The organism is Enterobacter sp. PL1 (assembly GCF_945957325.1).
GTDB lineage: Bacteria > Pseudomonadota > Gammaproteobacteria > Enterobacterales > Enterobacteriaceae > Enterobacter > Enterobacter roggenkampii.
In genome coordinates this window covers 47,206-62,696 of sequence record NZ_CAMFKT010000016.1, presented here as the reverse complement: position 1 = coordinate 62,696, position 15,491 = coordinate 47,206, and the positions used below count along the sequence as shown (strand labels likewise).

Here is a 15,491-nt window from a genome sequence, read left to right as displayed (position 1 = left end):
AGCATAACCTGCTTTTTTGGGGTCATGAGGATAAGCAGACAATTCTGATAGATATCAACCTCCTTGCCCTGCCGCGGAAATTGCGCGACGATCGTGATATTGAAATGAGGAATCCCATGAACGCTTTCAGTCCTGCGCAGTTCCGCGCACAGTTTCCGGCGCTGGCCGATGCTGGTATTTATCTGGACAGTGCCGCCACCGCCCTTAAGCCACAGGCGGTCATTGACGCCACGCAGCAGTTTTACAGCCTGAGCGCCGGGAACGTGCATCGCAGCCAGTTTGCCGAGGCGCAGCGATTAACCGCGCGCTACGAAGCCGCACGCGATCGCGTGGCGCACCTGATCAATTCCGAAAGCGGGAAAAATATCGTCTGGACGCGCGGCACCACCGAGGCCATCAATATGGTGGCCCAGTGCTACGCGCGCCCGCTGCTTCAGCCGGGCGATGAGATCGTCGTCAGCGAGGCGGAACATCACGCCAACCTGGTGCCGTGGCTGATGGTGGCCGAACAAACGGGTGCACGCGTGGTGAAGCTTCCGCTGGGCGCAGACCTTCTGCCCGATGTGGCCCGTCTCCCCGAGTTGATTACCCCCCGTAGCCGCATTCTGGCGCTTGGACAGATGTCTAACGTTACCGGTGGTTGCCCGGACCTGGCTCAGGCGATTCGCATCGCGCATGCCAACGGGATGGTGGTGATGGTCGACGGTGCGCAGGGCGTGGTGCATTTCCCCGCCGACGTGCAGGCGCTGGATATCGACTTCTATGCCTTCTCAGGACATAAGCTCTACGGGCCAACCGGTATTGGGGTGTTGTACGGCAAGCCGGAACTTCTGGCAAAAATGACGCCCTGGCTCGGGGGCGGCAAGATGATCGCTGAAGTGTCGTTCGAGGGCTTCAAAACGCAGGATGTCCCCTATCGCCTTGAAGCCGGTACGCCGAACGTGGCCGGCGTGATTGGCCTAAGCGCGGCGCTGGAGTGGCTGGCAGAAACAGACAGTGTTCAGGCTGAAAGCTGGAGCCGGGGGCTGGCGACGCTGGCAGAGGAAGAACTGAAAAAGCGCCCGGGTTTCCGCTCGTTCCGCGTTCAGGATTCAAGCCTGCTCGCCTTTGATTTTGTGGGCGTGCATCACAGCGACATGGTGACGCTGCTGGCCGGGTATGGCATCGCCCTGCGCGCCGGGCAGCACTGCGCGCAGCCGCTGCTGGCGGCGCTCGGCGTGAGCGGCACGCTGCGCGCCTCGTTCGCGCCCTATAACACACAAAGCGATGTTGACGCGCTGGTTTCCGCCGTTGACCGCGCGCTTGAAATACTGGTGGATTAATGACTCACGCTGCTTTAGCCGGACATCCGTTTGGCACCGTCATCACTGAAGAGACGTTAAAACAGACCTTTGCCCCGCTTTCACAGTGGGAAGAAAAATATCGCCAGCTGATTCTTCTCGGTAAGCAGTTACCGACCCTCTCTGACGATCTCAAGGCGCAGGCGAAAGAGATTGCAGGCTGTGAAAATCGCGTCTGGCTGGGCGTGAGCGTTTCCGGTGAGAAGCTGCACTTCTTCGGCGACAGCGAAGGCCGCATCGTCCGGGGCCTGTTGGCCGTATTGTTGACGGCAGTGGAAGGGAAAAGCGCGGCGGAACTGCTGGCGCATTCGCCGCTGGCGTTATTTGATGAGCTGGGGCTGCGCGCGCAGCTCAGCGCCTCGCGCGGTCAGGGGTTGATCGCGCTCAACGACGCGGTACTGGACGCCGCACGTCAGGCTCAGGCCTGACGTTCCGCCTTCGCCATCATCTTCTTCAGGGCGTGAGACACCGCCACAAAGCCGAAGGAAGCGGTCACCATGGTGGCCGCGCCAAAGCCTGAGGCGCAATCCATTCTCTTTGGCCCTTCCGCCGTGCTTTTCATCGCACACACGGAGCCATCGGCCTGCGGGTAGACCAGCGCTTCGGTCGAGAACACGCAGTCTACGCCCAGCTTGCCCTTGCTGTTCTTCACGACGTTAAAGTCGCTTTTCAGGCGTTCACGCAGCTTGGCGGCAAGAGGATCCTGAATGGTTTTCGCCAGATCGGCCACCTGGATCTGCGTAGGATCGATTTGCCCGCCCGCGCCGCCGGTCGTCACCAGGGGAACCTTGTAACGACGACAGTAGGCGATCAGCGCCGCTTTTGGACGCACGCTGTCGATGGCGTCAATCACATAGCTGTAGCCTTTGCTCATGTATTCAGCGACGTTATCAGCCGTCACAAAATCATCAATCACCGTGACCCGACATTCCGGGTTAATCAGGCGGATACGTTCCGCCATGACCTCAGATTTTGCCAGGCCGACGCTATCACGCAGGGCGTGGATTTGACGGTTGGTGTTGGTGACGCACACGTCATCCATATCAATCAGCGTGATTGCGCCAATACCGGTTCTCGCCAGCGCTTCTGCGGCCCACGACCCCACACCACCAATGCCCACGACGCAGACGTGCGCATCCGCAAACAGCTGCAGGGCTTTTTCACCATAGAGACGTGCCGTGCCGCCAAAACGCTGGCGCCAGGCATCGCTGATTACCACAGACATAACACCTCAGATGTAAAAAGGGTGAGGTTCTCCTCACCCTGAACAGTAATCCGTATTGCGCTCAGAATACCACAATCAGCCGCTGAATACGTTTCCGGCACCCGGTGCCGCCTTAAGCACCCACACGCGTCCGTAGTGGTTATACCAGCCTGCGCGGTGGCCTGCATCCGGGCCAATGCCCTGATAGATATCGAAGTGCTGGCCTTTGATCGCGCCGCCAACGTCCAGCGCCACCATCAGACGCAGCTCATACTGGCCGTTGAACTTGCCGTTGTTGTCCAGCAGCGGGACCTCAGCCAGCAGCGTGGTGCCCGCAGGAATAATCGAACGATCCGATGCCACCGACGCACGGCCAATCAGCGGTACCGCACTCGCCCCTTTCACCGGCGCGAAGTTTTGCGGTTTAAAGAAGACAAACGACGGGTTCTGCTCCAGCAGCTCACGCACCTCGGCTTCGCTGTGCTTTTCGCCCCACTCGCGGATCGCCTGCATCGACATGTCTTCTTTCTTCACTTCGCCGCGGTCGATCAGCACCTTGCCAATACTGCGATAGGCGTGGCCGTTTTTACCGGAATAGCTGAAGAAGTTAAGCGGCGAGCCGTCGCCAAAATCAATATAGCCGCTGCCCTGAACGTCCATGATGAAGTTGTCCATCAGGGAGTTGCTGTAAGCAAGAACGTAGTTTTCGCTCAGCGCACCGGCGTAGATCTCGGCGCGCGACGGCAGACGGCCGCGTTTTGGCGGCATACGGTAGATAGGGTACTGGAACTCGCCCTGACGCGTGTGTCGCGCCTGGATAACCGGGGTGTAGTAGCCGGTAAACTGAACGTTGCCGTAGTTATCGGCCCCTTCCATCTGCCAGGCGTCGATACCAAACTGGCGCATGTTGCGCGTATCGCCGCCCGCGCGCAGCCAGTCCTGCACCGCGCTATAAACGTTGTTCTGTGCGCTGTACAGACGCGGTGACGCGTTGCGGATCTGGTAGACCTGCTCGGAGAAATCACCGGCATTGATCGGTGCGCCGACCGCATCAGGCTGATTAACTAAAGAGAAAGGCTGGGATAACTTCCCGTCTTTATACTGTTGACCGCGATCGGTCGGTTTGGAAGAACAGGCCGCAAGAATCGCTACCATTGCGCCCGCCATCAGATACTTCGCCCAACGTCCTTTCATTCTGTCTCGTCTTTAAGTTGCCCATTTCCGCGTGATGAAGATAACAAACCGCCAGGGCTAATGAAATGCGATCGCATGCCCTTTGGCAAATTTAGCGCAAAAAATAGTCCAAACAGCGCCATGTCGTTCAATTTGCATACAAAATCATGATAAATGTGAAAAAGGGGTTGCATCACAAGTCTATCCGAGTATAGTGCGCATCCACGGACGCGGGGTGGAGCAGCCTGGTAGCTCGTCGGGCTCATAACCCGAAGGTCGTCGGTTCAAATCCGGCCCCCGCAACCAATTAAAATTTGATGAAGTATCTTCTACGACTGTAGAAAGACGGACGCGGGGTGGAGCAGCCTGGTAGCTCGTCGGGCTCATAACCCGAAGGTCGTCGGTTCAAATCCGGCCCCCGCAACCAATCAAATTTGAAGAAGTAAGTTTCTGCGAGAGTAGAAAGACGGACGCGGGGTGGAGCAGCCTGGTAGCTCGTCGGGCTCATAACCCGAAGGTCGTCGGTTCAAATCCGGCCCCCGCAACCAACACTTCTAAAACAATAAACACCCTTAAGGGTGTTTTTTTGTATCTGTCGTTTGTGAATTTGCCGGGCATAAACCCGGCCAAAAGATCTACCCGCGCCGCGCCAGCGTCGCCCCGTCAGAGAAATACGCACGAATCCCTGCCAGAATCGACTCCGCCACTTCCTGCTGGAATTTTGCCGTCTTGAGCTTACGCTCCTCTTCCACGTTACTGATAAACGCGGTTTCAACCAGGATGGACGGGATATCCGGCGCCTTGAGTACCGCAAATCCGGCCTGTTCAACGCTGTTCTTGTGCAGCTTATTGATGTTGCCCAGCTTGCCCAGCACCGCTTTACCAAACTTCAGGCTGTCGTTAATGGTCAGTGACTGCACCATATCGAACATGGTGTGGTCAACGTAGCGATCGCCGCTTTTGCTCACGCCACCGATCAGGTCCGAGGCGTTCTGGGTATCCGCAAGATATCTTGCTGCGGTACTGGTCGCGCCTTTGGTTGAGAGCGCAAACACCGACGAGCCGCTTGGCTGGCGGCTGGTAAACGCATCCGCATGGATCGAGACGAACAAATCTGCGCGCTGCTTCTGCGCTTTCGCCACCCTGACCTTCAGCGGAATAAAGACGTCTTCATTACGCGTCATATAGGCGCGCATGTTGCCTTCTTTATCAATCAACGCCTTCAGACGACGGGCAATTTGCAGAACCACGTCTTTTTCACGCGTGCGGTATTTCCCCACCGCACCGGAGTCTTCGCCGCCGTGGCCTGGATCGAGCATGATCACAATCGGACGATCGCGCCCTGCTTTCCCCGGCTGCGGACCGCTTTGCGCCGGCGGAACCTGACGCTGCAGATCGCCTTTGTTGTAATCTTCCAGCAGGGCAAGAAGTGGATCCTGAATATCCGTCGCATTGGCCGGATAGAGATCCATCACCAGGCGCTCTTTGAACGTCGCGACAGGCGCCAGGGCAAACAGCTGCGGCTTCACGTTCTGCTTCAGTTCAAACACCATGCGCACGGTTTGCGGATCGAACTGCCCGACGCGCGCCGATTTAATAAACGGATCGTCGCCGCGGATCTGCGCCGCCATCCCTTTCAGCACGGAGTTGAGGTTAACGCCTTCGAGATCCACCACCACACGTTCCGGGTTGCTGAGGGCAAATTGCTTATATTTCAGCACGCGATTGGATTCGACCGTCACGCGCGTATAGGTCGACGATGGCCAGACGCGCACCGCCACGACCTGACTGGTGGCGGCAAGACCGACCTGACTGACGCTAAGCAACCACATTGCCCCGGCCCCTTTTAACAAACGGCGGCGGCTTATTGCTGAATTGGATCCCGACATGCTTCTCCCGAGCAAGAACACTGACTGATATACAAAATGTCCAGATTGACCGAAAACTTTAACGAATGACGCATAAACTGTCATCTATAAAAGGGTAAACAATCATACGCTAACGCACGGATTACTTATCATTTTCTGTGGGTCGCGGAAAATTTGCGCTTGCACACGCGGCCACAATCGAATAAAAATACAGAAATTGCGAATAAACATTCATTAAGGGTTGTGCCATGGTGAAGGAACGTAGAACCGAACTGGTCCAGGGATTCCGCCATTCTGTTCCCTATATCAACGCCCATCGGGGAAAAACGTTTGTCATCATGCTTGGCGGCGAAGCCATTGAGCATGAAAATTTTTCCAGCATCGTCAATGACATTGGCCTGCTGCACAGCCTGGGGATCCGCCTGGTGGTGGTCTATGGCGCGCGCCCGCAGATCGACGCTAACCTGGCCGCTCACCACCACGAGCCGATTTACCACAAGCATACCCGCGTCACGGATGCCAAAACCCTTGAGCTGGTGAAGCAGGCGGCAGGTCTGCTGCAGCTGGATATCACCGCTCGCCTGTCCATGAGCCTGAACAACACGCCGCTGCAGGGCGCGCATATCAACGTCGTGAGCGGCAACTTCATCATTGCCCAGCCGCTCGGCGTGGACGATGGCGTGGATTACTGCCACAGCGGCCGCATTCGTCGTATTGATGAAGAAGCCATTCACCGCCAGCTGGACAGCGGCGCCATCGTCCTGATGGGCCCGGTCGCCGTTTCCGTGACCGGCGAAAGCTTTAACCTGACGTCCGAAGAGATCGCCACGCAGCTGGCGATCAAGCTGAAGGCGGAAAAAATGATTGGGTTCTGCTCCTCCCAGGGCGTCGTGAATGATGAAGGAACGATCGTGCCGGAACTCTTCCCGAATGAAGCCCAGGCCCGCGTGGAAGCGCTGGAAGCCGAAGGCGATTACTACTCTGGCACGGTCCGCTTCCTGCGTGGCGCCGTGAAGGCCTGCCGCAGCGGCGTGCGTCGTAGCCACCTGATCAGCTATCAGGAAGACGGCGCCCTGCTGCAGGAGCTGTTCTCCCGCGACGGTATTGGTACGCAGATTGTCATGGAGAGCGCGGAGCAGATACGCCGCGCCACCATTAACGACATCGGCGGCATTCTGGAGCTGATCCGCCCGCTGGAACAGCAGGGTATTCTGGTGCGTCGTTCACGCGAGCAGCTGGAGATGGAAATCGACAAATTCACCATTATTCAGCGCGATAACCTGACGATTGCCTGCGCCGCGCTCTATCCGTTCCCGGAAGAGAAGATCGGCGAAATGGCCTGCGTGGCGGTGCATCCTGATTACCGCAGCTCTTCACGCGGTGAAATGCTGCTTGAGCGCGTGGCGGCACAGGCGCGCCAGATGGGGCTGAGCAAGCTGTTCGTCCTGACGACGCGCAGCATTCACTGGTTCCAGGAGCGCGGTTTCACGCCGGTGGATATCGATTCTCTGCCGGAAACGAAGAAAGAGATGTACAACTATCAGCGCCGTTCAAAAGTGCTGATGGCGGACCTGGGATGATACGACGCCCTCACCGTGCGGCGAGGGCTTTCATTCAGAGGGACTCAAATATCGCGCCCAGCCCGCTTCGGCGTTCCGTGCGGGTGGCAATCGCCTGCACCAGCACGCGTTCATCGGTATACAGCGACAGGCGCTGACGCGCGCGCGTAATGGCGGTATAGATCAGCTCGCGGGTAATGACGGGGGAAAGCTGCGTGGGCAGGATCAGCGCCGCGTGGTTAAACTCGGAGCCCTGGGACTTATGCACCGTCATCGCCCAGGCGGTTTCATGCTCGGGCAAACGGCTGGGCTGGAAAGACTTCACGCTCCCGTCCGGCATCTGGAACCAGACGCGCAGCCCCTGGCCGCAGTCGAGCGCAATCCCGATATCCCCGTTAAACAACCCCAGCGCGCTGTCGTTGCGGGAAATCATCACCGGTCGCCCTTCATACCAGCGCGAGTGCGGGGTGCGGTTTATTTTACGCTTTTGCACCAGCAGCTGTTCCAGCCTGTCGTTCAGGCCCCGGACACCAAAGGGACCTTCCCTCAGCGCACAGAGCAGCTGATATTCACCAAATGCGGCAATGACCTGCTCCGGCGAACGCTGCTGTTGTACGCCCGTCAGAAAGTGCTGATACCCCTTCAGGGCATCATCCAGCATCGCCTGATACTCTTCCCCGGTCTGCAGCGATTTTTTCTCAATATCCGTAAAGGTGCCGTCAAACACCGCAGTGGTTGTGCGCCGGTCGCCCCGGTTCACGGCCGCCGCAAGCTGGCCGATACCGGAATCGCTGCCGAAGCGGTAGCTTTTCTGCAGCAGACACAGGCTGTCGCGCAGCGCTCCTGCAAGCGAATGGTTTTCAGAGGTGAGCGAGCATCCGGTGAGACGGGTTAACTCCTGAGCGCGTTCTGCGGTATATCCCAGGCTGGCATAGGTGCAGATATCGCCCAGCACAGCCCCTGCCTCCACGGAGGCAAGCTGGTCGCGATCGCCCAGGAAAATAACGCGCGCGTGCGGCGGTAGGGCATCAATCAAACGCGACATCATCGTCAGGTCAATCATCGACGCCTCATCCACCACCAGCACATCCAGGTGCAGGGGATTACCGGCATGGTAGCGCAAACGCTGGCTGCCGGGCTGAGCGCCAAGCAAACGGTGTAGCGTGCTGGCTTCGTTGGGGAAAAGCGCCAGCTGCTCCCCGGTAAGCGGCAGCTTTTGCAGCGCGCCGCCTAACGATTCCGTGAGACGCGCCGCGGCTTTACCGGTGGGGGCCGCCAGGCGAATACGGCACTTTTGCTCACCCGACAGCTGAATTAGCGCGGCAAGCAGTTTTGCCACGGTGGTCGTTTTCCCGGTGCCCGGTCCGCCTGAAATCACCGAGATCCGACGCGTTAAGGCCACGGCTGCCGCCACTTTCTGCCAGTCTGTCGCCTCGTCAGAGGAAAACAGTGCATCCAGCGTTTGCCGGAGCTGCGTTTCATCGCAGGGAAGCGGGGCGTTGGTCTCGCTGAAGAAGCGCGCCACCGTCAGTTCGTTACGCCACAGCCGGTTAAGATACAAACGCTCGCCGACCAGAATCATTGGCGTCCCGGTATCGGCTCCGCTCACGGCAGGCGAACCGCGTAGTATCGCCTGCCAGTCCAGTGCGTCACCCAGCAGCGCGAAACACGCCTGTAAAGCCGGCGGCATTTTCTCATCCACCGCCAGACGCGACAGCGGCAGGCATACGTGCCCCTCCCCCGCGTCTTTGCTCAGAATCGCGGCGGCAAGCATGACGGCTGGCTCCTCGCCTGCCACCATCATGGCAAACTGCACGTCCAGGTGGCGCAGTAATCGTTGTTCAACCGCGTCCAGCAGTAGCGCCTGCATCGTCATGCCATCTCCTCCGTGCCTGCGGCAAACAGGTTATCCATTTTTTCAATCAGCTCCACAGCCGGACGCGTGCTAAAGACGCCGGAACGCGGGTCGTTGGCATCCACGCCGCGCAGGAACAGGTAAATCACGCCACCAAAATGCGCGTCGTAACGGTAATCGGCAATACGATGGCGCAGGTAACGGTGCAGCGCCAGGGTATAAAGCTGGTACTGCAGATCGTAGCGATGCAGTTGCATAGCCGACGCCATCGCCTGTTGGGTATAGGCTGTGCTGTCTTCGCCCAGCCAGTTCGATTTGTAATCCAGCAGGTAGTAGCGCCCGTCGTGGCGGAAAACCAGGTCGATAAAGCCTTTTAGCATTCCCTGCACCTGGCGGAAGTTCAGCGGCGGGCACCCGGCGGATAGCGGATCGTACTCGCGGATCAGCGCATCAAGCGCCTCGGCCCTGAGCGGGCTGGCGATGGGAAGATAAAACTCCATCTCCACCTGCTTATCTTTGGTGGTCAACTGGCTAAGCGAGATCCCCTGGGCCGTGAGCGGGGCGTGCAGAACCGCGCGGATCCATTCAGTAAGAACCGGCTGCCATTGCGCGTCGTAACCACCGCTCTGTAGCATCTTCAGCACCCACTCTTCGGAAACCGGCTGGGTAAAATCCAGCTCTTCAAACAGGCTGTGTAAAAACGTGCCCGGCGAGGCGCCGCGCGGGAACTGGTGCGGCGTCAGCACCGGCTCAGCGGGTACGCTACCGGCGCCTGCGGCATCCACGTCCAGTTTTGGCATCAGATCCTGCGCAATACTCTGCCCGTGCTGCTGTAAGCCAGAGTAGCTGGTAACGCGCCAGTCGTCGGCAATCGTACGTACCACCTGACGGGCATGGAGATCTGACTCGTGCGGCTCCGGCATGTGCCAGCGGCTGTTGTCGGGCAGCGATGGAATATGCAGGGCAACATGCTCAGTACAAAGCGATTCGATGCACTGGCGCAGGCCCGCCGCGTCTTTGGGTTCACCCTGCTGAATAAGCCGCCCCAGCGCGCTCAGATGAAAATCGCTCTCTCCGCTCTTTTCGCCACGGCGACGGAACAGCGGCGCAACGCCCAGGCTGCAGTGCCATACCGAGCGGGTCAGCGCCACGTAGAGCAGGCGCAAATCTTCCGCCAGACGTTCGGCCTTTGCCAGCTCAACGCTGGACTCCGCGTTGCTGAGATCGAGCACCGCCTCGAACGACTCGCGATCGTGGTAAAAAGCCTGATCCTGCACGCGGTAATTGGCGATAAACGGCAGCCAGACCAGCGGATATTCCAGGCCTTTCGACTTGTGGATGGTGACGATCTGCACCAGATGTTTATCACTCTCGAGGCGCATCTGCTGGCTGGAGGAATTGCTGTTCGGATCGGCAATCTGCTGCGCCAGCCAGCGCACCAGGGCATGCTCGCTCTCCAGCTGCGTACCCGCCTCCTGCAAGAGTTCGCTGATGTGTAAAATATCGGTCAAACGCCGCTCGCCACCTGCGGTAGCCAGCATATTCTCGGCAATGTGGCGCTGAGCCATGAGCTCGCGCACCATCGCCATCACGCCGCGCTTCTGCCATCTTTCCCGGTAGTGGACAAACTCTTCCACCACCGCATCCCACGCGGCTTCGTCATTGTTGAGCGCATCAATATCGCGCGCGTTCAGTCCGAGCATCGCGCTGGCTAATGCGCTGCGCAATGTACTTTCCCGCTCCGGGGCCAGCACGGCCTGCAGCAGCCATAACATCTCCTGCGCCTCCAGCGTTTCAAAGACGCTGTCACGGTTCGAGAGGTAGACGGAGGGGATATTCAGTAACGTCAGGGCGTCGCGGATGAATGCGGCCTCCTGACGGCTGCGCACCAGCACCGTAATATCCGATGCCTTTACCGGGGTGGGGTTATCCCCCTTCCACAGCAGCGCCTCACCTCGCGCTCCCGCACTGAGCCAGTCACGGATTTGCGCAGCACAGTGCTGAGCCATGGCATTTTGATAGTCGGCAACGCCGCAGCCTTCCCCATCCAGCAGCCAGAAGTTCATGGCAGGCTGCGTCACGCCGTTAAACTCGAAGCGCAACGAGGCATTTTTCGGGGCAAATTTTACCGGCTGAAACGGGATCTCACGGAACATAAACGCCGTATCCATGCGGCTAAACAGCGCGTTGACGCTTTCCACCATGCCGGGAGAGGAGCGCCAGTTGGTATCGAGCGTGTAGTGCGCGGCAACCTCGCTGCGTGCCTTCATATAGGTAAAAATATCCGCACCGCGGAAGGCGTAGATGGCCTGTTTCGGATCGCCGATTAACAGCAGCGCGGTGTCGGGCTGCTGGCGCCAGATACGGCGGAAAATGCGGTACTGCTGAGGGTCGGTGTCCTGGAATTCGTCTATCATCGCCACCGGGAAGCGGGTGCGAATCGCGGCGGCAAGCGCTTCGCCATTTTCACTGCACAGCGCCGCATCCAGGCGGCTCAGCATATCGTCGAACCCCAGCTCGCCACGGCGGCGCTTTTCGCGCGCCACGGCTTCACGAATTTCCGTCATGGCGCGAGCGATCATCAGATCGTTGAGCGTAAGGGGCTCCGCCAGCAGGGTTTCAATCGCCACAAACAGGGGATGCTCAGGTACAATGCCGTCGGCTTTGGTCCGCTCAGCCAGGAAACGTTGGGAGAATTTCTCCAGCGCGTCCGGGAGCTGGTAGCCCCGCGTCTCTTCCTGCGCCCAGGCGCTGACCTTGTCGATCCATTTTCCCTGATTGCCACGGTTGAACTTGCGACGGTCAATCCCGGAATTTTCGATAATGGCGTCAATCTCGCCGACTGACTCCATCCACTTTTGCTTGATGTCTGCAATTTTCGCGATGATTTTTTCATGCCGCGAGGCCAGGGTTTCATCTGCCGGCGGCGGGGATTTGATGACCGGCGCTTCCCCCTGTAGATAACGATCGATCGCGCGCAGCAGCGCCTCCGGGCCTTTCCAGAGCGCGTGTACCGCTTCGGCAATATCGCGCTGTAAGGGGTAGCAGTGGCGACGCCAGAAATCCGCGCAGGCCTGATAGCGAAGCACGGATTCATCTTCAATAAGCTGCTGTTCGAACAGCATACCGGACTCGAACGCGTTCAGGCTCAGCATGCGCTGGCAAAAACCGTGAATGGTAAAGACGGACGCTTCGTCCATCTGCCGTTCAGCGAGCAGCAGCCACTGGGCTGCCTGCTGCTTATCGGCAATCTCTTCCAGAAGGCTCGCGTAGAGGGGGTTATCCGTGCTCTGACGCAGACAGGCGATGCGCAGCTCGTGGATATTGGTACGAATACGGCCCCGCAGCTCCGCGGTAGCGGCCTCGGTGAAGGTGACCACCAGCAGCTCTTCCACGCTCAAAGGACGTGGAAAAGCGGCGTTGCCGCCAAGGCCTAACAGCAGGCGCAGATAGAGGGCGGCAATGGTGAAGGTTTTTCCCGTTCCCGCTGAGGCTTCAATCAATCGTTCACCCTGCAGAGGTAAACGTAAGGGATCAAGGGACTCAGCGGTATCGGTCATTCTTTCTTACTCCAGGGCATAGATTGCTGCAGCGCGCTGACGCTCTTCCAGACTTTCCAGCCTTTCGGGTTCACGTACTCCGTTTTCCCGTTCTGGCTACCGGAAACCTGAGACAGGATGGTGATTCCCTGCGGCTTAATGACCGCCTGATGGAAGAAGTCGGCAACCTTCTGCGGCGTCAGCTGTTTTATCTCGGCCACTACTTTATCACGCGAATCAAATTTCAGATTACCGCGATCGAAATCTTTGCTCAGCTGCGAGGCTTCTTCACCCAGCGTCTGCGGCGGCTGCATCACCTGCGCGATGACGGCCTGCTGGATCTGAGCGAACTCTTCCGGCTTCATGGCACGCAGTTTTGCTTCCACCTGCGGGAAGAAAGCCTGGTAACGCTGCCAGAGATACGCCGGTTGTTTATCGCTGCTTTGCAGCAGGAAACCCAGCCCCCACTGACGACCGACGTTCATGGAGAAGGCAAACACCGCGTAGCCAAGCTGCTCCTCTGTGCGTAACTGGTTATAGAACCACGGCTGAATAATCTGTCCCAGCACGGCGCTCTGCGCTGAACTGGCGAATTCATCGTAGCCCGTTGGCACAAAGACCGCGGCCAGCGCGGAATCCGTGCTGTTACCCGCTTTTTCAAAGATCACATTCTGCTTTTTCTCAACCAGCACGTCCTGGTTGCGGCACCACTCGTCGCCTTTAGAGCCGAGCTGAGTGCGAACATTCTGCGCCAGGGTTTTGGCCTGCTCCTCACTCATGTTGCCAACGATCAGGAACTCCGGACGCGTGTTGGTTTTCAGCGCGTCGCGGTACGCGAGCACGTCTTTTAAGGAGATGGAAGGCAGCAGCGCGCGGCGATCCTCACGCTGGAAATAAGGAACCTGCGACAGCATTTGCGCCGGCATAAGCGCCAGATCGTAAGCCTTGCCCTTCTCGGCTGAATCCATCATCTGGGCATACCAGGATTTAGCCTGCTCAAGCTGCTCTTCCGTCGGCGTGTAGCTGAAGTAGCCCTCCAGCAGGGCCTGGAACAGCTGAGGCAAGCGCTGGGTATAGCCGTTTGCATTAAGCATCAAACCGTTATTGGCGTTGGTGGAGAAGCTGATCCCGCCCACGGCGGCCTGGTTGCTGAGCTGATCGAGCGCGATACCGGCGAGATAGTCATTGAGCGCGAACATCACCTGATTTTTGGCGCTGTTCATGGCTTTCGGGTTACGCAGCACCACGCTGACATCGGCCTTTGGCTCGCTGGCGAAATAGCGGCTTGGGGTGTACACGACGCGCAGCGTGGGCTCATCAATGATGAGTTCCGGATGCGGGTAATCTTTCGTCGTTTTGATCAGCGAGAAGTCATCCGGAATATAGGGGTTCAGTTCCGGCAGCTTCAACGCAATCTCCCCGGCCTTCTTCTGCCAGTCGGCGAAGGTCTGGGCGCTGATTTTATCCACCTGATAAGGGGCATCGACAAAGTACGCCGTCTTGTTATGCGGTTCGTTCGGGCTGATGTACCAGATGCGGGCATTCTCCGGCGTCATCATCGCCAGGCGGTCTTTTACCGCCCCGGCATCATACCGGTCGGCAATATTCACCGCGTCGAGGGTATGTTCCACCGGCACGCGGATCATGGTGTCCGCCAGCCACTCCACATAATCCATGTCGCGGGTGATGGACGGGTAGCGGAAATCGAGATCCAACACGTGCGCGAGTTCATCAAAATAGCGCTTATCGACGCCTTTCTCACGCAGTAAGGAGAGGTAGCTAAAGATAGCCGCTACGACTTCATCACGGTTGGCCTGTCCTTTGTCAGTCAGGGTGGCGGAGATCGCCAGCACGCCGCTATTGCCGTTCACAACCGGATCGGAGTCGGCGCGAATGCCTTCCGCCAGCCCCTGCTTTTGCAGCCAGTCAGACAGCGTACCCGGGCTACGATTACCAATCAGATAGGTGACCAGCTCATCGGTTTTACTGCGAAACTGTGCCGTGTTGTTATCAATGCGGAATTCCACGCGCAGCACTTTGCGCGGCATGGCAGGAACGTAGTGGATCACGATGCCTTTTTGCGCGTCCGTGACCACCGGAACGGTTATTTGCGGCAGGTCGATATTTTTATTCGGCACCCGGCCAAAGGTTTTGGCCGCCACGGCTGCCAGCTCCGGCAACGGTTTATTGCTGTAGATGACCGCTTTCATCAGGTTGGCGGAGTAGTATTTATCGCGAAACGCGTGCAGGGCATCCAGCACCGGACTGTTCGGTTTGTCGCTCAAGGTTTCCAGATTACCACCGGAGAAGCGCGAACCCGGGTGCGCGGGGTTGATGGTTTCGGCGCTGACCTGCGCCATGCGCATACCGTCTCGCGTGCGGGCCATGGTCAGCTCGGCATTCACCGCATTACGTTCACGATCGGCGTATTTTTTATCCAGCAACGGCGCGGCGATGGAATCGGCAAGGCGATCGACAGCCCCTTCCAGCGCATCATTTTCGACTTCGAGATAAAAGGCCGTGCGGTACGGTGCCGTACTGGCATTGTGGCTGCCGCCATGCATCTTCAGAAATTCGGACAGGCTATCTGGCTGCGGGTATTTTTTTGACCCCATCAGCGTCATATGTTCCAGATAGTGTGCAAGCCCAGGATGAGTGTCAGGATCTTCCAGCGACCCAACCGGCACCACCAATGCCGACAGGGATTTCACCGCCTGCGGGTCGGAAACCAGCAGCACGGTCATCCCGTTATCAAGGCGAATAGCCTGATATTGACGGGTATCTTTTTCGCTCTTACGGATAGTTTCCTGAACGGGTTGCCAACCGGAGTCTGCGTGAGTGACGGGCGCCCAAAGGGCAATAAACAAAACAAACGCTTTAAACAAGGTGCTGCCTGGCATTACGACCTCTTTATCACGGCTACATCATTAACAAACTGCGTGCTGGACACGCC

General features: G+C 58.3%; 9 protein-coding genes and 3 tRNA genes. 6 read left to right on the top strand and 6 right to left on the bottom strand.

Going from position 1 to position 15,491, the window contains the following annotated elements:
- Positions 1 to 116 precede the first annotated feature (116 nt).
- On the top strand, positions 117 to 1,322 hold the full coding sequence (gene csdA, locus N6P30_RS15490; protein ID WP_023294464.1) for a cysteine desulfurase CsdA: 1,206 nt from the start codon (positions 117 to 119) through the stop codon (positions 1,320 to 1,322).
- Positions 1,322 to 1,768 (top strand): cysteine desulfurase sulfur acceptor subunit CsdE, encoded by a 447-nt coding sequence (csdE, locus tag N6P30_RS15485; protein ID WP_023294465.1) that lies wholly within the window; start codon positions 1,322 to 1,324, stop codon positions 1,766 to 1,768. Before csdA ends, csdE begins: the two co-directional genes overlap by 1 nt.
- Here the strand turns inward: csdE and tcdA are convergent.
- Entirely contained in the window at positions 1,759 to 2,565 is an 807-nt protein-coding gene (gene tcdA / locus N6P30_RS15480; RefSeq protein WP_008499651.1) for a tRNA cyclic N6-threonylcarbamoyladenosine(37) synthase TcdA, read from the bottom strand. The two genes, csdE and tcdA, sit on opposite strands and share 10 nt — an antisense overlap.
- A gap of 75 nt (positions 2,566 to 2,640) precedes the next feature.
- Positions 2,641 to 3,738, bottom strand: coding sequence for a murein transglycosylase A (gene mltA, locus N6P30_RS15475; protein WP_021241890.1), 1,098 nt, complete (start codon positions 3,736 to 3,738; stop codon positions 2,641 to 2,643).
- 208 nt (positions 3,739 to 3,946) lie between these two features.
- Between mltA and N6P30_RS15470 the strand changes: the two genes are divergently transcribed.
- The 3 genes from N6P30_RS15470 (at position 3,947) to N6P30_RS15460 (ending at position 4,265) form a co-directional block, all read left to right on the top strand.
- Positions 3,947 to 4,023 (top strand) — tRNA-Met (locus N6P30_RS15470).
- A gap of 44 nt (positions 4,024 to 4,067) precedes the next feature.
- Positions 4,068 to 4,144: transfer RNA gene (locus tag N6P30_RS15465), tRNA-Met, on the top strand.
- A 44-nt stretch (positions 4,145 to 4,188) separates the two neighbouring features.
- Positions 4,189 to 4,265 (top strand) — tRNA-Met (locus N6P30_RS15460).
- A gap of 87 nt (positions 4,266 to 4,352) precedes the next feature.
- On the opposite strand, the gene amiC is transcribed toward N6P30_RS15460, so the two are convergent.
- On the bottom strand, positions 4,353 to 5,606 hold the full coding sequence (amiC, locus tag N6P30_RS15455; RefSeq protein WP_021242006.1) for an N-acetylmuramoyl-L-alanine amidase AmiC: 1,254 nt from the start codon (positions 5,604 to 5,606) through the stop codon (positions 4,353 to 4,355).
- 227 nt (positions 5,607 to 5,833) lie between these two features.
- On the opposite strand from amiC, the gene argA reads away from it, so the two are divergent.
- A complete protein-coding gene (argA, locus tag N6P30_RS15450) occupies positions 5,834 to 7,165 on the top strand; it encodes an amino-acid N-acetyltransferase (protein WP_023294467.1) in 1,332 nt (443 codons plus the stop codon).
- A 34-nt stretch (positions 7,166 to 7,199) separates the two neighbouring features.
- Here the strand turns inward: argA and recD are convergent, their stop codons facing one another.
- The 3 genes from recD to ptrA are packed head-to-tail and all read right to left on the bottom strand — an operon-like array spanning position 7,200 to position 15,438.
- Positions 7,200 to 9,020, bottom strand: a complete 1,821-nt coding sequence (gene recD, locus N6P30_RS15445; RefSeq protein ID WP_023294468.1) for an exodeoxyribonuclease V subunit alpha — start codon at positions 9,018 to 9,020, stop codon at positions 7,200 to 7,202.
- On the bottom strand, positions 9,017 to 12,559 hold the full coding sequence (recB, locus tag N6P30_RS15440; RefSeq protein WP_023294469.1) for an exodeoxyribonuclease V subunit beta: 3,543 nt from the start codon (positions 12,557 to 12,559) through the stop codon (positions 9,017 to 9,019). The genes recD and recB overlap by 4 nt, the downstream gene beginning before the upstream one ends.
- Positions 12,556 to 15,438 (bottom strand): pitrilysin, encoded by a 2,883-nt coding sequence (gene ptrA, locus N6P30_RS15435; protein ID WP_023294470.1) that lies wholly within the window; start codon positions 15,436 to 15,438, stop codon positions 12,556 to 12,558. The genes recB and ptrA overlap by 4 nt, the downstream gene beginning before the upstream one ends.
- Positions 15,439 to 15,491 lie beyond the last annotated feature (53 nt).

Coding starts and splice junctions, on each gene's coding strand:
- csdA (WP_023294464.1), top strand. CDS start 117: ATGAACGCTTTCAGTCCTGCGCAGTTCCGCGCACAGTTTCCGGCGCTG.
- csdE (WP_023294465.1), top strand. CDS start 1,322: ATGACTCACGCTGCTTTAGCCGGACATCCGTTTGGCACCGTCATCACT.
- tcdA (WP_008499651.1), bottom strand. CDS start 2,565: ATGTCTGTGGTAATCAGCGATGCCTGGCGCCAGCGTTTTGGCGGCACG.
- mltA (WP_021241890.1), bottom strand. CDS start 3,738: ATGAAAGGACGTTGGGCGAAGTATCTGATGGCGGGCGCAATGGTAGCG.
- amiC (WP_021242006.1), bottom strand. CDS start 5,606: ATGTCGGGATCCAATTCAGCAATAAGCCGCCGCCGTTTGTTAAAAGGG.
- argA (WP_023294467.1), top strand. CDS start 5,834: ATGGTGAAGGAACGTAGAACCGAACTGGTCCAGGGATTCCGCCATTCT.
- recD (WP_023294468.1), bottom strand. CDS start 9,020: ATGACGATGCAGGCGCTACTGCTGGACGCGGTTGAACAACGATTACTG.
- recB (WP_023294469.1), bottom strand. CDS start 12,559: ATGACCGATACCGCTGAGTCCCTTGATCCCTTACGTTTACCTCTGCAG.
- ptrA (WP_023294470.1), bottom strand. CDS start 15,438: ATGCCAGGCAGCACCTTGTTTAAAGCGTTTGTTTTGTTTATTGCCCTT.